Annotated in this window: 19 protein-coding genes and 1 tRNA gene; 13 read left to right on the top strand and 7 right to left on the bottom strand. The window is 57.2% G+C overall.

From position 1 onward, the window contains the following. The first annotated feature begins 119 nt into the window (after nucleotides 1-119). A complete protein-coding gene (gene amrB, locus P8Z34_11715) occupies nucleotides 120-1127 on the top strand; it encodes an AmmeMemoRadiSam system protein B (GenBank protein ID MEJ2551340.1) in 1008 nt (335 codons plus the stop codon). Nucleotides 1128-1268: 141 nt separating this feature from the next. Then, a complete protein-coding gene (locus P8Z34_11710; protein MEJ2551339.1) occupies nucleotides 1269-2330 on the top strand; it encodes a zinc ribbon domain-containing protein in 1062 nt (353 codons plus the stop codon). 42 nt (nucleotides 2331-2372) lie between these two features. Here P8Z34_11710 and P8Z34_11705 read toward each other — a convergent pair whose 3' ends face one another. Then, nucleotides 2373-3614 carry a glycosyltransferase gene (locus P8Z34_11705; GenBank protein ID MEJ2551338.1) on the bottom strand — a complete coding sequence of 414 codons (1242 nt, stop codon included), beginning with the start codon at nucleotides 3612-3614 and terminating at the stop codon, nucleotides 2373-2375. Nucleotides 3615-3683: 69 nt separating this feature from the next. Between P8Z34_11705 and P8Z34_11700 the strand changes: the two genes are divergently transcribed. The 5 genes from P8Z34_11700 to P8Z34_11680 all read left to right on the top strand — a co-directional run bounded on the left by P8Z34_11700 (nucleotide 3684) and on the right by P8Z34_11680 (nucleotide 6186). Further along, nucleotides 3684-3759 (top strand) — tRNA-Thr (locus tag P8Z34_11700). 299 nt (nucleotides 3760-4058) lie between these two features. Continuing rightward, a complete protein-coding gene (locus P8Z34_11695) occupies nucleotides 4059-4274 on the top strand; it encodes a dodecin family protein (GenBank protein MEJ2551337.1) in 216 nt (71 codons plus the stop codon). A 115-nt stretch (nucleotides 4275-4389) separates the two neighbouring features. Beyond that, nucleotides 4390-5022 (top strand): uridine kinase, encoded by a 633-nt coding sequence (gene udk, locus P8Z34_11690; protein ID MEJ2551336.1) that lies wholly within the window; start codon nucleotides 4390-4392, stop codon nucleotides 5020-5022. A gap of 85 nt (nucleotides 5023-5107) precedes the next feature. Beyond that, entirely contained in the window at nucleotides 5108-5620 is a 513-nt protein-coding gene (locus P8Z34_11685; GenBank protein MEJ2551335.1) for a peptidylprolyl isomerase, read from the top strand. Then, complete coding sequence (locus tag P8Z34_11680) at nucleotides 5617-6186, top strand: VTT domain-containing protein (protein ID MEJ2551334.1); 570 nt, start codon at nucleotides 5617-5619, stop codon at nucleotides 6184-6186. Before P8Z34_11685 ends, P8Z34_11680 begins: the two co-directional genes overlap by 4 nt. Before the next feature lie 64 nt (nucleotides 6187-6250). On the opposite strand, the gene menC is transcribed toward P8Z34_11680, so the two are convergent. The 3 genes from menC to P8Z34_11665 are packed head-to-tail and all read right to left on the bottom strand — an operon-like array spanning nucleotide 6251 to nucleotide 9185. Further along, nucleotides 6251-7357, bottom strand: a complete 1107-nt coding sequence (gene menC / locus P8Z34_11675; protein ID MEJ2551333.1) for an o-succinylbenzoate synthase — start codon at nucleotides 7355-7357, stop codon at nucleotides 6251-6253. A gap of 2 nt (nucleotides 7358-7359) precedes the next feature. Further along, nucleotides 7360-8244 (bottom strand): GNAT family N-acetyltransferase, encoded by an 885-nt coding sequence (locus tag P8Z34_11670; GenBank protein MEJ2551332.1) that lies wholly within the window; start codon nucleotides 8242-8244, stop codon nucleotides 7360-7362. Continuing rightward, entirely contained in the window at nucleotides 8241-9185 is a 945-nt protein-coding gene (locus P8Z34_11665) for an NAD(P)H-binding protein (GenBank protein ID MEJ2551331.1), read from the bottom strand. Before P8Z34_11665 ends, P8Z34_11670 begins: the two co-directional genes overlap by 4 nt. A gap of 146 nt (nucleotides 9186-9331) precedes the next feature. Between P8Z34_11665 and fabF the strand changes: the two genes are divergently transcribed. After that, the gene (gene fabF, locus P8Z34_11660; protein MEJ2551330.1) at nucleotides 9332-10582 is read left to right on the top strand and encodes a beta-ketoacyl-ACP synthase II; all 1251 of its coding nucleotides are present in this window, start codon (nucleotides 9332-9334) and stop codon (nucleotides 10580-10582) included. Between the two features lie 5 nt (nucleotides 10583-10587). Then, entirely contained in the window at nucleotides 10588-11712 is a 1125-nt protein-coding gene (locus tag P8Z34_11655; protein MEJ2551329.1) for a ketoacyl-ACP synthase III, read from the top strand. A 159-nt stretch (nucleotides 11713-11871) separates the two neighbouring features. Here P8Z34_11655 and trxA read toward each other — a convergent pair whose 3' ends face one another. Next, nucleotides 11872-12225 carry a thioredoxin gene (gene trxA, locus P8Z34_11650; protein ID MEJ2551328.1) on the bottom strand — a complete coding sequence of 118 codons (354 nt, stop codon included), beginning with the start codon at nucleotides 12223-12225 and terminating at the stop codon, nucleotides 11872-11874. A 236-nt stretch (nucleotides 12226-12461) separates the two neighbouring features. Between trxA and P8Z34_11645 the strand changes: the two genes are divergently transcribed. Both P8Z34_11645 and P8Z34_11640 read left to right on the top strand, forming a co-directional pair. Beyond that, on the top strand, nucleotides 12462-12917 hold the full coding sequence (locus P8Z34_11645; GenBank protein MEJ2551327.1) for a zinc ribbon domain-containing protein: 456 nt from the start codon (nucleotides 12462-12464) through the stop codon (nucleotides 12915-12917). Further along, complete coding sequence (locus P8Z34_11640) at nucleotides 12914-13681, top strand: segregation/condensation protein A (protein MEJ2551326.1); 768 nt, start codon at nucleotides 12914-12916, stop codon at nucleotides 13679-13681. Before P8Z34_11645 ends, P8Z34_11640 begins: the two co-directional genes overlap by 4 nt. Here the strand turns inward: P8Z34_11640 and P8Z34_11635 are convergent. Then, the gene (locus P8Z34_11635; GenBank protein MEJ2551325.1) at nucleotides 13645-14040 is read right to left on the bottom strand and encodes a VanZ family protein; all 396 of its coding nucleotides are present in this window, start codon (nucleotides 14038-14040) and stop codon (nucleotides 13645-13647) included. The genes P8Z34_11640 and P8Z34_11635 overlap by 37 nt on opposite strands. A 40-nt stretch (nucleotides 14041-14080) precedes the next feature. Between P8Z34_11635 and P8Z34_11630 the strand changes: the two genes are divergently transcribed. After that, entirely contained in the window at nucleotides 14081-14218 is a 138-nt protein-coding gene (locus P8Z34_11630; protein ID MEJ2551324.1) for a hypothetical protein, read from the top strand. Further along, the gene (locus P8Z34_11625) at nucleotides 14203-16272 is read left to right on the top strand and encodes a thioredoxin domain-containing protein (protein ID MEJ2551323.1); all 2070 of its coding nucleotides are present in this window, start codon (nucleotides 14203-14205) and stop codon (nucleotides 16270-16272) included. Before P8Z34_11630 ends, P8Z34_11625 begins: the two co-directional genes overlap by 16 nt. A 55-nt stretch (nucleotides 16273-16327) precedes the next feature. Here the strand turns inward: P8Z34_11625 and P8Z34_11620 are convergent. Beyond that, nucleotides 16328-16926 (bottom strand): HAD-IC family P-type ATPase (locus tag P8Z34_11620; GenBank protein ID MEJ2551322.1); only part of this gene is annotated, 599 nt, incomplete at its 5' end.

The following is a 16926-nucleotide window of genomic DNA, read 5'->3' as shown; positions in this document are numbered from 1 at the left end:
TCCATTTCTTTTCCGGCCGTCGTGCAGGGCGACCAACAACCTCCCGGATTACCTTCCGAGGCGAGACATAAAGCACTTGATGTTCGGAGAGAACACGGGTATATATCCTGATGAGAGACATGAAACAAATCACTCGCACGAGCTTTCCTCGTTTACGATACGTTGAAACCCTTCCGGTGGTGCATCACGACCAGCCATTTCTGTTGCTGCGCGATCCCCTTCAACTGAGCGATCGCGTCGTGCTCGTCCCCGCCGACCTCGCGCCGGCGTTGGGCCTCTTTGACGGCACGAACGAATTCAAAGACATGCAGGATATCCTTGCGGACGGATACAACTATCACGTCGCACAGCCGGACCTCGACGAACTGATGGACACCCTGGATGCGGCTTATTTAATCGAAAACGACAGATCAAAGGCGGCGATGACTGAAAAGCTAGAAGACTTCCGCCGCGCGTCCTGCCGTCCGGCAAACCTCGCCGGCAGTTCCTATCCCCAGCAGTCGGATGAGCTGAGTCGGTTGCTGGATGGCTATATCGATCGAGCAGGCAGTACAGATCCTGTGAATGCGAGCATACGCGGATTGATCAGCCCACACATCGATTACCAGCGCGGTTGGCGCGTCTATGCACAAGGTTGCGAATTAGCCGCCGTCTGGCTGCATCACGTCCGCCGGGGAGAAAGCTGTGAGATGCTGCCGATCCTCTGCGGTTCTTTTCTGCCCTACTGGAACGGCGCAGAGAACATCGAAGACGACGAATTCCTCGCGGACGCCATCGAAGTCCTGCGAGAAATCGTGAACCAAAGAAAGACCCTGATCGTCGCAGCCGCCGACCTGTCACACGTCGGACCGACCTTCGGTGGCAAGGCCCTCGAACTGCCGGATCATGCGCGCTTGAAGCTCGAAGACGAGCAGTTAATCGACAGCATTTGCCACGGTGATGCCGAAACGTTCCTGGACATCATCATGCAGAGCAACGATCGCAACAACGTTTGCGGCGTCGCGCCGATCTACCTGGCGTTGAAAATCCTCGCACCCCTCCAGGGATCCCTCCTCGCCTACGAACACTGCCCTGCGGATGACGAACACCACTCGACAGTATCCGTTTGCAGTCTTTTGCTGCATTGATCGCAGGGAAGAAACGATGAAGTGCCAGGCAGGTCTCGCTTCGATCGTACATCCGAGTTGGAACATGGTAGCAAAGACTCATTGCGCGAATCCGGCAGCCGACTACAATAGGCAAACAACGGTAGAACAAGGCGATCACCTATGACGCGTAAATGCCCTCATTGCGGCGAGGAAATTCGTGAAGAAGCGATCTTCTGCCGATTCTGCCGCCGGGATATCGAACAACCGATTTGGATGTCCACACTGCAAAAATGCCCTTTCTGCGCAGAGTGGATTGAAATCGGCCTGGACGATTGTCCCCTTTGCGGCAAACGTCTCGAGGAAAAGAAAGAAGCGGAAGTATTCACGACCTCCGAGCCCATCTTTCCGCAGCCGAAGGATCCGGATTCGTTGATTGCCTCCCTTCGTCGCGAAGCCCATCCCGAGGACGTGCCGGCGGAGGAACCCGAGCCGGACATCGTGCTTCCGCCGGAAATGCCGGAGATCCCGGGAATCTCTCCATCCGAATCGATGGACGACGAGTGGGCGCGGTCGGTGGAATCTTCGCCCATCCATTCCGTCCTGGAGTCATCGAGCAGCCGCATGCCCGGCCTTCGAAAGCGGCGGCTCGATCCAGATGTCAGCGGTCTCCGTCCTATATCGGAGTTGATCCCGGATGATGAAGCTGCCGCGTCAGACTCGCCCATTCAGGGGCTGCCCACGATCGTACGCCGGATCATTTCGTTGCTGCTCGTCATCGGGTTGGGTGTGGGATTGATCGCCCTCATCGTTGGGCCCGGAAAGAAGTTCGTCGGCGCGCTGCTGACGCCCGAACCCACGGCCACGAACACCATAACCCCGACTACGGCCCCAATGCACGCCGCAACGCTTCCTCCACTCGCATCCGAGACACCCACGTATGAAGTCGTGGTCGGTCCCGGGGATTGCGTCCTTTGGGATCAGGTTAGCCTATCCGATGCCAACGAAACGATGTGCGTCTATGGGCCAATCCGGCGCTGGTTCGCTTCCGGCGACATCCCCTTCGTGGCCATATTCAGCGAGACTTACGGTTCTTTTGCTTTCGTGGATTACGAAACGGGGCACCCTGAGATTCGTCCGGGCGATTGCATCATCGGCACCGGCACGATCGAAATCATGCGCGGCACGCGTCCGTTTATCGACATCACCGGCGCCGTCGAGAAATGCCCGGAAGAGCCGCAGTAGACCCGCGTGCTTCCGACATCGAGGGGGCGAAATTTATTCTACTCACTTCTCGATCAACGACCTGTAAACATCGATAATTTGATCGACGACGACAGACCAGGCGTAAGCCTGCGCATATTTCGCCGCGTTCTGTCCGAGTTTGTGGCGTAGATCATCGTCTTGAAGCACAAGTTGGAGTTTTTCCGCTAAAGCTTTGGGTTCCGCAGTCGGCACGTGGAAACCCGTCTCGCCATCTTGAACCAGATAAGCCAGGCCACCGGTTTCCGAAGCCACGACGGGTGTGGCGCAAGCCATCGCTTCCAATGCAACCAACCCGAAGGACTCGTAGTGTGACGGGACGACGACGACCTCCGCCGCCGAGTAATAATACTGCAGTGTGTCCTGGTCGCGTTTTCCCAGAAACAGGACCAGATCGTTCAGCCCCTTCGCCTCACTCAGCGCTTGAAGGCGTTCCATTTCGGCCGTCATGTCTGCACGGCTGACGTCCGGATCTCCGCCGATGACGGCAAGGCAGAACGGGTTCTTGTCAAACGCCGCCTCTTCGCGCAGCAGCGCCACGGCTTCGATCAGCGTATCGAGTCCCTTCAGCGGCTCGATTCTTCCAACGAAAAGCACCATGCGGTGCTCGCAAGGTACACCAATGAATTCCCGCGCCTCATCCTGGTCGATGGGATAAAATCGGCTCGTGTCCACACCTGGCGGGATCACCACCACCTTCGAGGTTTCGGCCTGATACAGCCACTGGATCTGCGCCAGCTCCGCAGGCGTTGAAGCGACGACGCAATCGGCTTCATCGAGTAGTCGTCGCTCCGCTTCTATTCTCTCGTTCGACGAAATCTCCTCGGGGGAACGCGCTACGCGATCTTTCATCACGGCGAGTGTATGGAACATCTGGATGAACGGGATGTGCCATTTCTTCCGTAATTGAATCGCCGCCAATCCCGACAGCCAGTAATGGCTGTGGATCAGTTGATATTCGATCTGCTTGAGCCTGGCAAAGCCCACGATTCCGTCTACGAATTCATCCACGTGATGGATGAGCTGGGTTTTATCCACCATGCGCTCGGGACCGGCTGGCATGTGAACGATGCGGTTGCCGTATCCCAGATCATGCAGCACGTGGGGAACATGCTCGTCCTGGGAACGAGTGAATACATCGACGCCGATCCCACATTTGCCCAACTCGCGCGTCAGATCACGAACGTAGACGTTCATGCCGCCGGTGTCCTTGCCGCCCAGCGTCGCCAAGGGGCAGGTGTGGTAAGAAAGCATCGCGATGCGCATTAGAAACATTATGCCTTACTGGGGACGCCTTGCCAAGCGATGATGCAAATTGGTATAATCGCCCGCGTCGCCAGCGTAGCTCAGATGGCAGAGCAATCGCTTCGTAAGCGATGGGTCGAGGGTTCGAGTCCCTCCGCTGGCTCCAAGTCTTCTTTTCCGAATTGGTGGCTTTTACCCGAGTTTCTTCCACTTCAGACTTCCCAATCTGCATCTCTGTTTCCTTATTAATAATTGAAACCATTCACCAGCACCCCCCAGGAAGCCGTGAGAAGCCCGCAGAGCGGACTTCTGTTCATTTAGGTCTAAAGGACACGCCGGTCGACATTTCTTCGTCCCAGCGCGTGCCGCCGAAAAGCATGACTTACTTGAATCGCTCGCCGAGAATTGCTACGATGGCAGTGCTTATGCTCGCTCGCGCGCTATGACCGAAAAGGAGGCCACGAAATGAGCAGCAGTGTATACAAAGTGATCGAATTGGTGGGTACGAGCACAGATTCCTGGGAAAAGGCTGCCGAGACCGCCATTTCGACGGCTTCGCAGAGTCTGCGTGACCTGCGCATCGCCGAGGTGGTCACTCTCGACATGCAAATCGACGACGATAAGATCATTGCCTATCGGGCGAAAATGAAGCTTTCCTTCAAATTCCAGCCTGAAGTCTGATCGCCCAGCGGCGTCGATTTCAAACACGGCGCGTCCGGCTTCGATGCGGCTGCAACGAGGATAAACTCGGCCGGGATCACTTTCCGCGTCAACCCTCGACGCGTATAATCAAGCCATGAGCGATCGATCCTCTCCCATCGTAATCGGCATCGCCGGCGGTACCGGATCCGGAAAGACGACCGTGGCCAACGTGATCCTGCGGCGGCTCGGAACCGACAAGATCACCTTTCTCCCCCACGATTCATACTACAGGGATTTGGGCGACATTCCGCTCGAAGAACGCATTGCCATTAACTTCGACCATCCGGACGCTTTGGAAACGGAGTTGTTGATCGAACACATCCTTGCTTTGAAACGCGGGGAGGCGGTCGATGTGCCCATCTACGATTTCACAACCCACCGGCGCACCGAACAAACCATGCACGTCGAAGCGCAGCGCGTGATCCTCGTCGAGGGGATCCTGATCTTTGCCGATGAAGCGCTGCTCGAACTGTTCGACGCGAAAATCTTCGTCGATACGCCGGACGACATTCGTTTCATACGGCGCCTGCAGCGCGATCTGCTCGAACGCGGCCGCACGGTGGATTCGGTCATCCAGCAATACATGACCACCGTTCGGCCGATGCATCTGGAGTTCGTCGAACCTTCCAAACGGCAGGCGGACGTCATCATTCCCGAAGGCGGCCTCAACACCGTCGCCATGGACATGGTCGTCGCGCGCATCGGCGAGATGCTGGCCAATCAGTAAGTGCGCATCACATCGGCCGGCGGTTTTGTTATTCTATTTGGGAAGGACTGCATCACCAACAAATCGTTTTCACAAGGAGCGAACAATGCCGGAAAAACAATACGCCTCTCCACCCAAAATGGTGATCGACACCACAAAGAACTACACGGCGACGATCAAAACGGATATCGGGGATATCGTCATCGATTTGTACGCCGACAAAGCCCCCACGACGGTCAACAACTTCGTCTTCCTGGCCAGGGACGGATTTTACGACGGGGTCATCTTCCACCGCGTGATCAAAGGTTTCATGGCCCAGGGCGGCGATCCGACGGGGACCGGAATGGGCGGCCCCGGGTATCGGTTCGAAGACGAATTCGATCCCAGCCTGCGCCATGACGGACCGGGTGTGCTTTCGATGGCAAACGCCGGCCCGGGGACCAACGGCTCCCAGTTCTTCATCACCCACGTGGCCACGCCCCACCTGGATGACCGCCACAGTGTGTTTGGCAAAGTGAGCAGCGGTCTCGACGTTTTGCTCTCGATCCCCGAGAGGGATCCGCGCAACACCCAGGCACCCGCGGTCACGATCCAAACGATCGAAATCGACGAGTCGTGAAAGAGCGGAAACAACTCAGCGGATGGCGTCTCACGCTCGTCCGCATCCTGGCATTTCTGCTGGTCATCGCCATCACGATATGGATCATCTCTCTGCGTGACCAACTCGAACAACTGAAAGCCTACGGTTATCCAGGCATTTTCTTGCTTTCCATCCTGGCGAACGCCACCGTTATCCTGCCCGCTCCGGGGATCGCCTTTACCTTCGCCCTGGGTGCGGTTTTCAACCCGATCGGCGTGGCGATTGCCGCCGGTATCGGCGCGGCGATCGGTGAACTCACGGGATATCTGGCGGGGTTCAGCGGCCGGGGAATCGTCGAGGACAACCCGGCATATAAACGCATCGAGAAATGGACAGAACGCTACGGCGGGTGGGCGATCCTGCTTCTGGCCTTCATCCCGAATCCGCTGTTCGATCTGGGAGGCGCGGCTGCGGGAGCGCTTCGCATGCCGGTTCGATCCTTCCTCTTCTGGGCCAGTATCGGGAAAACGCTGAAGATGCTGATCATCGCCTACTCCGGCGCCGCGTCCATCGACTGGCTTACTCATTTCTTCGGCAGCAAGTAATTAATATACCCCCACACGAAGATTTCCTTCCGTTTTCCTTCAGAGGAAGTGACTCGCGATCCGCTTACGGATACGACTGACTCCGCAGCGTAAATCGCTGCAGCGCACCCATGTCGACCTTCACGCCAAGACCTTCGCCCCGCGGCACGTCGATGGTGCTGTCCGGATTCAACGTGAATCTCGGCGTCGCGATGTCGTCGACGTAATAACGATCGCTGGCGGAGATATCCCCGGGGAGCGTGAAACCGGGCAGCGAAGCAAGGGCTAGATTCGCGGCACGCCCGATCCCCGTTTCCAACATTCCACCGCACCACAGCGGCACGTTCTTCCCGGAACAGTAGGCATGGATCGCAAGCGCTTCCTGCAGCCCGCCCATTCGCGCTTGTTTGATGTTAAAAATCCGGCAGGCATCGATTTCGAGTGCCTGGCGAACCTGCCGCAGTCCGCGAATGCTTTCATCCAGGCAAACCGGAGTCTCGATACGGGCTTGCAGCTTGCTGTGGTCGAGCAGATCGTCCGCTGCGAAGGGCTGCTCGATCATCAGCAAATGATACGCGTCCAAGGCTTCGAAGATATCGACATCTTCGATTTCGTAGGCCGTGTTGGCATCCACCTGCAGCGGCAGCGCCGGATATTCCCTACGCACCGCCTGCACGCTGCCGATATCGCTGCCGGGCTCGATCTTCAACTTGACCCGCCGGTAGCCCGCTTCGACGTATTCCGCCACGACCTGCAGCAACGCCGACGTGTCCGGTTGGATCCCGACGGAAACCCCGACCGGAACGCGGTCCTTCTCTCCGCCGAAGAGGTCGGCGAGAGACGTGTTCCGCCGCTTCGCTTCGAGATCCCACAATCCCATCTCCACCGCGGCGCGCGCCAGCGGATGCCCGCGAATGCTCTCCGCCGCTCGGCGAAACGACGGCACGTCCATCGAATTGGCATTCAATAACAACGGGAAGAAGAATTCGGAAAGCACGTGCCAGGCTGTGTCTGCAGTCTCGTACGAATATCCCGGGAAACTTCCGGCGACGCATTCCCCCCAACTCTGCAGACCTTCGCTGAAGAGGCGCAAGATGAGGCAATCCCGATCGTGCTCGACCCCAACGGACGTTCGGAAAGGCGAAACCAGGCGCATGCGCACGTGGCGCATTTCGATGCGATCGATGTGCATGGTCAACCCAGGCGGCTTTCACCGTGAGAAAGGACGTAGTACGATCGCGGCACTTGCTCGCCTTTCAAATACACAAAATCGGTGACGATGTACCCGTCTGAGAAAACACGCTCGAAGATCTCGCGCGTATGCAGTCGCCAGGCGCGTGCCAATTCGATGTCTTTCTGTTTCATGAGCAGATAATCCGGCGGAATCTCAACCAGCAGCAGATTCCCATCCGGCGTAAACCACTCGTCGGAAGGGATGAGCAGGTCCTGCTCGTTCAGCGTACTCGGGTTGAGCTTCAATGCACCGGCGCTCAGATAATTCGCCAGATCCAGCGGCGGACGCTGGTTGTCGACGCGGGAATCGACCCGCGAGGAAGTGATCCACCACTCGACCTGGAAACGATCGGTGGCGATGCCGAGGTTCAATTCGTCTCGCAGCATGCCGTACACGTCACGCAGGTAAGCCTGGCAAATCGAAGCCAGCAGGCGGATGTTGAGATGCGCATTGGTACTCATCAACGGATCGTAGGTCCAGGTAATCAGCCTGATCCCATCCTTCATCACCGCCTGGCGCTGGGCAAGCTTGAGCCGGTACCCTATGCCACGGTTGCGGTACCGGGGATGCACGCCCAACAAATGCGAGCAGTGTTTGAGGCGCGCCATCGCCACCCGTCCGGGACTCATCGGATCGGTACCCAAAAAGCCCATCACGATTCCGACGAGGGTATCCCCGTCGAATGCCCCCAAGACGACACCTCCGTTATGGGCGATGGCGAGCAGCAGGTGACTGGGTGTGATCTCTATTTCGCTGCCCGGCCAGACGAGAAGCTGCAGTTCTTCCGCCCGTTCCATGTCTTCCACGGAGCGCAGCGGCCGGATCGTGACCTCACCGTCGTTCATTGACCACGACCTCTCGAAAATTGTTGCGCGAGCAGTTCCCATCCCCAATTGCGTTCGTGCAGGTAATCGAGATTGCCTTCCATACGGGAAGGCTGCAATCCGAAAACGCTGGGAAGCGTATTGAGATCCGCCGTGCGGTTGACGGCCAGGTAATCCACCCACAGCGGAGTCACCGGCGATTTCGGCAGCAGCCATTCGAAGAAGCGCGCGGCGATGCGCAGGTATGGCGGGCGCGTCGAAAAAACTATCCGCGGGCTGCTCGCTGCTCGCATGATCAACTCCAGTATCTGCCGGAAAGAGAGAAACTCGGGACCGCCGATTTCGAACGTCGCGCCGATCGTTTCGCGTTCGTCCAAAATCCAGGTGATGCACGTGGCCAGGTCCTCGATCCAGAGCGGCTGGAGCAGAACCGATCCATCGCCCGGCATGGGGAAAAAGAGAGGCGCAACGGACAACATTTCCGCCATCGGTACGGTGAAAAAGTCATCCCGGCCGAACAAGATCGCCGTTCGCAGAATCGTGTATGGAACGCCGCTCGCGCGCAGGTGCTCCTCGGCAATCGCTTTCGCCCGCATTGCCGGGTACGCCGCTGAACGGTCAGCGCCGAGGTAGCTGAGGTAAATCATCCGCTCGACGCCCGCATCCGCACAGGCCTCCGCCAGGTTCCGCGTTCCCTCCACTTCTGTGTCGAGGTGACGGGAAGTGTGTGTCGGACCGACGTGATCGCTCAAGTGGATGACGGTATCGATGTCGACCATCGCGGCGCGCACACCGCGCCGGTCGGTGAGAGCGGCCAGCGTTACGTCCACCGAAACGCCCGGCGGCAAGCTGGGAGATTTCTGCGATGGGCGCAGCAGACTACGTACCGTGTAGCCATACGCCGTCAGTTGACGGATGACGCTGCGGCCAATGAAATTGGGACCACCCGTAACGAGAATCATGCCGAAATTCCCACTTAACGCCGGACGTACCGGCGTGCCTGCATCCGATTCTAGCACAGCCGTACGCGAACGTCGCCGCACCTTCTCAACAAGCGTGGTGTTATACCCGTGCGAGATAACTGATTCGTAGATCTAAGGAGTACATCGTGGCACGAAATCGCGTAGTGGTAACGGGTCTCGGCTGTATCAGTCCCCTTGGAAACGACACCGATTCAACGTGGGAAGGTATCGTTGCCGGCCGTTCCGGCGTAGGACCCATCACCTTGTTCGACCCCGTTGACCTGAAGACACAAATCGCCGCAGAGGTGAAAGATTTCGACCCTGAGGAACAACTCGGTAGGCGCCTGGCGCGTCACACGGACCGCTTTACCCAATTCGCACTCGTCGCAACCGACGAAGCGCTCAAACATGCGGGCCTCGAGTACGACGAAAAACAGAGCGAGCGTATCGGCGTCGTCATGGGCTGCGGGATCGGCGGTTTAAGCACCCTCATCGCGGAATACGATAAATTCAAGGAACAAGGCCCGAGACGCATCAGCCCCTTCCTGGTGCCCATGATGCTGCCGGACAGCGCAGTGGGTCAGATCGCGATTTCGTACGGCCTGCGCGGACCGAACATGGCGATCGTCACCGCATGCGCATCGGCGACGAACGCGATCGGAGAAGCCACGGAAATGATCCGCCGCGGCGCAGCGGACGTGATCGTATCGGGCGGCAGTGAATCGCCCATCATCAACATCGCCATGGCTGGCTTCAACGTGATCGATGCCATCTCGTCGCGCAACGATGATCCGACCGCCGCTTCCCGCCCCTTCGACCTCGACCGTGATGGGTTTGTCGTCGGTGAAGGCGCAGGCATCCTGATTCTCGAGTCGCTCGAACATGCCGCGGCTCGCAGCGCGCCCGTATTGGCGGAGGTCACGGGATACGCCGCGACCAACGATGCGTTCCACGTTTCCGCGCCCGCTGTAGGAGGCGCCGGAGCCGCCGCTTGTATGCGCCTGGCGCTGGAAGACGCGGGCTTGAAACCCGAGGACATCGATTACATCAACGCACATGGCACGAGCACGAAACTCAACGATGCCAGTGAGACGGCGGCGATAAAAACGACGTTCGGCAAAACGGCGTACGAAGTGCCGATCTCTTCCACCAAGTCGATGACCGGCCATCTCACCGGCGCAGCCGGCGGCGTAGAAGCCATCTTCTGCGTCAAAGCCATTCAGGATTCAGTGATCCCGCCGACGATCAACTACACCACGCCCGATCCGGAATGCGATTTGGACTACGTCCCCAACGAAGCGCGAAAATCCGAATTGACCCACGCCATGAGCAATTCCTTCGGATTTGGGGGGCACAACGCATGCCTGATTCTGAGTAAGCCATCGGGGGTTGAATAAGCATCATGTCGCGTTACGCACACATTACAGCTTGGGGTATGTACGCGCCCGAGCACGTAATGACAAACGATGATTTGGCACAAATGGTGGACACGAACGACGAATGGATCGTGAGCCGAACGGGCATCCGCGAACGCCGTATTGCCGCAGATTACGAATCGACGTCCACCATGGCGACGGAGGCGGCACTCAACGCTCTAAAAAGAAGCCGTCTGGACCCACATGACTTGGATCTGATCATCGTCGCCACTTCATCACCGGATTACCTGTTCCCTGCCACGGCCTGCCTCGTTCAAGACAATCTGGGCGCCTCACGCGCCGGCGCTTTCGATTTGCTGGCCGCCTGCACGGGCTTCATTTTTGCCCTCAACATGGCGGCCGATGCGATCCGGTCCGGGTCGATCGAGAACGCTCTCGTGATCGGCGCCGAAACACTCAGTCGGCTTGTGAATTGGCAGGATCGAAGGACGTGCATCCTCTTCGCCGATGGCGCCGGGGCGTTCGTCCTCGAAGGGCGGGATTCTCCCGGTGGCATACTCTCCGGCGTGATGCGCTCGGACGGATCGGGACGAGAATTGCTGATCCTTCCCGGCGGCGGCAGCCGCCATCCCGCAAACGCAGAGACCGTTGAACAGGGCTTGCACACCGTCCAGATGAAAGGCCGGGACGTCTTTCGCTTCGCCACGCGAGCCATGGCGTCCGCGACGAGAGAATCCGTCGCAAAGGCCGGCATATCCCTGGACGACGTCCAGCTCATCGTTCCCCATCAAGCCAATCGGCGTATCATCGAGACAGCGGCTCGCATTCTGCGCGTACCGATGGATCGCTTCATGATCAATCTCGACCGTTATGGAAACACATCGACCGCCTCGATTCCCATGGCGGTCTGCGAAGCGGTCGACGGCGGCCGCATCAAGGCTGGCGACAACATCGTACTCGTCGGCTTTGGAGGCGGTCTGACCTGGGGCGCAATGACGATTCGCTGGGTTTCGCGAGAGCGCAGGGTGACTCGAACCCAGCGCATGCGCCGCAACATCTTGTTCTCCCTGGCGAAGCTGCGCTCCCTCATGCGCCGCATCATTCGGCGCGTCGAAGGCCTGATCTGGGGTGCAGTCTCGAGGAGGAAATAAAGAGCAATCCTGCAGGCGAAAAAACCAAAACCGGAGACGATTGAAAAATATCATCTCCGGTTTTTATTCATACATCAGCGCCAGATTCGAAGTCCGTTCACCTCGAACGGGATCGAGTACTGGCATGATGTCGGTATCTGAGGGGGTTATTTCACGATCTCAGGACTTCACGCTCTCGTTCACCGTACTCAGGAAGGTGTCGATGATGTCGCGTAGATAGGGTTCCGGGACGGCACCGACCTGATGATGCACCACTTTTCCGCCTGCGATGAACAGCATCGTCGGTATACCCTGCACACCGTAATCCATGGCCCATTTCGGGTTTTCATCCGTATTGACCTTCGCTACCAGTAACTTATCCTGATATTCTTTGGCGATCTTCTCCAGAATCGGTGCCACCATCTTGCACGGTCCACACCACGGCGCCCAGAAATCCACAACGACGGGAAGTTCGGACTTCATGACCACCTTTTCAAAGTTATCGTCAGTGACGTTGATCGGCTCGCCTTTCATGTTTTACTCCATTTTGATTAATTCAACTGCCGTTTCTGCTTGCCATGATACCATGAGCGAATCGTTACGGCACAATCTACTTATATAGATGCATAATGTCGTGTTTGGTCGCGTCTTTCCCCGGGTACTCGAAATGTAAACAAAGATTTGGAAGGCATCCTGGCAAGCATCTCTCGACGGCGATGGTATAATCGTGAAATCTTATTCAGGCGATCTTCTGTGGGTTTGGGATTGACATGAACTGTCCGGTATGCGACGCGCCCGACGTGAAAATCATTGAAGATCATTTCGAGTGCTCCTACTGCGGCAGTACGCTGCCCCACAATATGTCGATTTGCCCCTCCTGTCAGAGCCCGAATCCGCTCGAGGCGGAAGCCTGCGAAGTGTGTGGCGAGCCGTTGACACTGTTCAGCCAGGTGATCATCCGGCATGCGAACGCAGATTCTGGTCCCTACCGCCTGCGCCAGGCTCGCGAACAAGCTGCGCGTATCAAAGAGAGTGAAGAACGCGCCTCTCAGCAACGCCTCCACGATCTCGAAGAGACCGACCGCAGACGCATCCAGGCTGCGCTCGAAGCGGAAAGGGCACGCAGAAAAGAACAATCCCAGTTGATGAAGATCTCCGCAGCGATCGTGATCCTGTTTTTACTCCTGATCCTCTTTCTAGCGCTTCGATCCGCCCTCGGCCTATGACGAACGAAACAGACGCCTACATCATCCACCTTCCCGTCTACGAAGGTCCGCTGGACTTGCTCCTGGAATTAATCGAACAAGCCGAGCTGGACATCACCAAAGTCGCTCTGGCACAGGTTGCCGATCAATATCTTTCCTACCTACAGCGCTTGCAAGAATATCAATTGGAGGATCTGGCTTCCTTCCTGGTCATCGCCGCACGCTTGATTCAGATCAAATCCGAAGCGCTTCTTCCTCGGCCTCCGCAGCGCGAACCGGGGGAAGAAGATCCGGGCGACGCCCTGGCGCGGCAACTCATCGAATACAAGAAATACAAGGAAGTCGCCAATATCCTGGCGCAGCGCATGGAGGAAGGTTATCGTTCGTACATCCGCATCGTCGCACCGCCTGCCATTGAACCCAAATTGGACATGCTGGAAGTGAGTATCGAAGATCTTCGTGCGGCGTTCATGGATGCACTGGCGTCGATCGAAGAAAGCCCGGAAGCCAACATCATCATCCCCCACCACGTACGCATACGGGACAAGATCCACCGCATCATCGACGACCTGACAAACGCCAACCGGACGACGTTCCGTGCGATCATCGAAGATGCGCGATCGCGCCTGGAGATCGTGGTTTCGTTTATCGCCATCCTCGAACTCATCAAACAGCGGCGCATATCCGTTGAACAAGATTCGCTCTTCGGCGAGATCAGCTTGTCCCGGGGTGAAAATTGGAGCGAGGATCAAGAGGTAGATTTCGAACTCGAATTCGAAGAATAGCCCAATCCGAAAGTCAGCATAATCACGGCCCCCGAAGTATCGATCAACACGTCCGTCAACCGCGAGTGTCTGCCGTTCACAAAGGATTGATGGAACTCATCGCTCAAGGCAAACAGCACGACCATCAGCAGACTCAACAGCCAGCGCTGCTTGCGCGGGAGCCGCGCCGGCAGTGCGTACGCATAAGCCAATCCAAGCATGCCAAACCCCAGCGCATGCCCGCCTTTCTTGATCAGCAAATCCCAGTGCCCGAAATACGGCAGGACACCATTGGGCATCGAGGAAAACATGAAGATCAATCCCATCATGATGACCGCCGGGATCCAACGCAAACCCATTCCAGCCTTCTGTGTAGACATGGCGAAAATTCTACCACCATATCCGACGGACCGGTCACCAATGCGAAACAAAACGGCGCACATCCAACGTAAAGCCTGGAATCATCCGTACGAACGGCGTACGCGGTATGATGATTTCAACGCCTGGCGCAACGGATTGCAGCGGCGTTGGGAGAGATCGACGTGGCCAATCACCTGAAAAACGAGACTTCCCCGTATCTTCTGCAGCATGCCGAAAATCCGGTCGACTGGCGGCCCTGGGGCGAAGAGGCGCTGCGCGCCGCCCAGGAAGCGGACAAGCCCATTTTCCTCAGCGTCGGCTACGCCGCGTGTCACTGGTGTCACGTCATGGCACACGAGTCTTTCGAAGACCCTAAAATCGCTGCGATCATGAACGAAAATTTCATCAACATCAAAGTAGACCGCGAGGAAAGACCGGACATCGATGCGATCTACATGGACGCCGTCGTCGCCATGAATGGTCAGGGTGGTTGGCCGTTATCCGTCTTCCTCACACCGCAGGCAGAACCTTTTTTCGGGGGCACGTATTTCCCGCCTGCCCCGCGCTACGACATGCCTTCCTTCCCGGAAGTTCTTCTTCACGTGGCCCATCTGTGGCAGGAAAACCGCGAGCAAATCGAACAGACGGGCGCACGTTTGAAGGAACACGTCGCTTCGCATTTTTCATTCCACGCCACTGCAGAAACGCTCAATCCTGAGAGTCTCGAGCGGGCAAGCGGAATATTGTTCAAGTCCTACGATTGGACAAACGGCGGCTGGGGCGGAGCACCGAAGTTTCCCCAAGCCGGTGTGATCGAATTCTTGCTGCGAAAGCATCACCGCGATGGGGACAACCTGGCTTTGGAGATGGCCGTTCACGCGCTCGACCGTATGGCGCAAGGCGGTATTTTCGATCAACTGGCCGGCGGCTTCCATCGCTATTCGGTCGACGCCCAATGGCGCGTTCCGCACTTCGAAAAAATGCTCTACGATAATGCGCTGCTCGTTCAGGTTTATCTTCATGCCTGGCTGATATGTAGGAAACCGCTGTTCCGCACGGTTGTCGAAATGACGCTAGATTTTCTGCATCAGGAAATGCGCCACGCAGAAGGTGGATTCTACGCCTCACTCGACGCCGATTCAGAGGGCGAAGAGGGGAAATACTATCTCTGGGGCGAGGCAGACATCGACGCCGTCTTGACGGATGAAGAAAAAACGCTGGTTTCGGCCGCCTACGGGATTTCAGAAGAGGGCAACTTCGAAGGGAAAAACGTTTTACGCCGTGCACAAACGCTGGATGAAATTTCCAACCGCTTCGGAATGACCGACGAAGACGTGTCTCGGATACTTGACGCCGCCCGTGAAAAGCTGTTGGGAATACGCACCGAACGGATACCACCGGCTGCGGACGATAAAGTGGTGACGGCCTGGAACGGCCTCCTCCTAACGTCGTATGCCGAAGCGGCTCGCGCCCTTTCTCGCCCGGACTATCTGGAAACCGCCCGGTCGCTGGCAGAATTTCTGGTTGGCAACATGTTGAAGGAGGGACGATTATTGCGCACGTGGCGCGGCGGTCTCGCACGCCACGGCGCCTACCTAGAGGATCACGCAGCCTTTGCAGAAGGAATGCTGGCGCTGTATCAAGCCGACTTCGATCCACGCTGGTACAGGGCAGCCGTCGCGCAGGCGGAGGAAATTCTGGCAAATTTTAGCGATCCGGCTGGAGGCTTCTTCGACACACGCCAGGATCATGAGATCTTGATCGCCCGCCCGAAATCGCTTCAAGACAGCCCGATCCCCAGCGGCAACACGATGGCCGTTTCGCTCCTATTGAAATTAGCTTCCTTCAGCGGCCAGAATCGTTACAGGGCTGCCGCAGAAACAGCCCTGCAAGCGATGCAGGATCTCGCCCAACGATATCCGACGAGTCTTTCCGGATGGCTGAGCAACCTCGATTACGCCATCGGGCCGCAAATGCAAGTCGCTGTCGTCGGAACGACTTCCTCTGAACGTTTCCGGAAATTAACCGGAGTCGTGGACCTGCGCTTCCTGCCGAAATTGGTCATCGCCGGAGGAGCAGCCGGCGAAAAAGGTGCACCCAGGCTGCTCGAAGGACACTCGATGCTGGATGATCTTCCCGCAGCCTATCTATGCCGGCAGTTCACTTGCAAACGCCCTACCTCGTCGCCCGAGGAATTCGAGAAATTAATCGAAGAGACGCTTGCGTACGAAGCCCATCGATCTTCACAATGATTGACATGTAACATCTCGGCCGTGTAAGCGCTTGATCCGATCTCTGCAACTGTTTTCAAGACTCGGCGTGTGCGTTAACGGCCTCATTTCGCAATCGCAGGGAATTCACCACGACAAACAAGCTGCTGGTCACCATGGCTGTCGCGGCGATGACGGGACTGACCACCCCGAACGCCGCCAGCGGCACCGCCAGTAGATTGTAGGCAAATGCCCATCCCAGGTTTTCCTGAATGATGCGTCGTGTGCGCGTCGAAATGCGGATCAGCCATGGTATGAGATTCAAATCCGGTCGTGTGAGGATAATGTCCGAAGTCTCTCCAGCCACGCCCGTTCCGGCGGCGACGGTAATGCTCAAGTCGGCCTGTGCCAGCGCAGGAGCGTCATTTATGCCGTCGCCGATCATTGCCATTTTCCATCCGATTTTCTGCCATTGGCGTATGTATTCGACTTTCTCGATAGAATCTAGATTTCCGATGTATACCTCAATCCCCAATTTTTCGGCGATGGCCTTAACGGTTCGTGCTTGATCTCCGGAGAGTATCGCCGTGCGAATTCCTTTCTTATTCAGTCGTCTCACCGCTTCTATCGAGGTCGGCATTGGTTCATCCCGAAGTGTTACGAATCCGATGACCTCGCCGTCCCTGGCCACCCAGA

This window comes from Anaerolineales bacterium, from assembly GCA_037382465.1.
In the GTDB taxonomy this organism is placed as follows: Bacteria; Chloroflexota; Anaerolineae; order Anaerolineales; family E44-bin32; genus WVZH01.
The sequence above is the reverse complement of the archived record's forward strand: the minus strand, read 5'-3'. Positions and strand labels throughout refer to the sequence as shown.

Excerpts from the sequence above, each read along its gene's own strand:
- amrB (MEJ2551340.1), top strand. The coding sequence starts at position 120 with ATGAAACAAATCACTCGCACGAGCTTTCCTCGTTTACGATACGTTGAA.
- P8Z34_11710 (MEJ2551339.1), top strand. The coding sequence starts at position 1,269 with ATGACGCGTAAATGCCCTCATTGCGGCGAGGAAATTCGTGAAGAAGCG.
- P8Z34_11705 (MEJ2551338.1), bottom strand. The coding sequence starts at position 3,614 with ATGCGCATCGCGATGCTTTCTTACCACACCTGCCCCTTGGCGACGCTG.
- P8Z34_11695 (MEJ2551337.1), top strand. The coding sequence starts at position 4,059 with ATGAGCAGCAGTGTATACAAAGTGATCGAATTGGTGGGTACGAGCACA.
- udk (MEJ2551336.1), top strand. The coding sequence starts at position 4,390 with ATGAGCGATCGATCCTCTCCCATCGTAATCGGCATCGCCGGCGGTACC.
- P8Z34_11685 (MEJ2551335.1), top strand. The coding sequence starts at position 5,108 with ATGCCGGAAAAACAATACGCCTCTCCACCCAAAATGGTGATCGACACC.
- menC (MEJ2551333.1), bottom strand. The coding sequence starts at position 7,357 with ATGCACATCGATCGCATCGAAATGCGCCACGTGCGCATGCGCCTGGTT.
- P8Z34_11670 (MEJ2551332.1), bottom strand. The coding sequence starts at position 8,244 with ATGAACGACGGTGAGGTCACGATCCGGCCGCTGCGCTCCGTGGAAGAC.
- P8Z34_11665 (MEJ2551331.1), bottom strand. The coding sequence starts at position 9,185 with ATGATTCTCGTTACGGGTGGTCCCAATTTCATTGGCCGCAGCGTCATC.
- P8Z34_11655 (MEJ2551329.1), top strand. The coding sequence starts at position 10,588 with ATGTCGCGTTACGCACACATTACAGCTTGGGGTATGTACGCGCCCGAG.
- trxA (MEJ2551328.1), bottom strand. The coding sequence starts at position 12,225 with ATGAAAGGCGAGCCGATCAACGTCACTGACGATAACTTTGAAAAGGTG.
- P8Z34_11645 (MEJ2551327.1), top strand. The coding sequence starts at position 12,462 with ATGAACTGTCCGGTATGCGACGCGCCCGACGTGAAAATCATTGAAGAT.
- P8Z34_11640 (MEJ2551326.1), top strand. The coding sequence starts at position 12,914 with ATGACGAACGAAACAGACGCCTACATCATCCACCTTCCCGTCTACGAA.
- P8Z34_11635 (MEJ2551325.1), bottom strand. The coding sequence starts at position 14,040 with ATGTCTACACAGAAGGCTGGAATGGGTTTGCGTTGGATCCCGGCGGTC.
- P8Z34_11630 (MEJ2551324.1), top strand. The coding sequence starts at position 14,081 with ATGCGAAACAAAACGGCGCACATCCAACGTAAAGCCTGGAATCATCCG.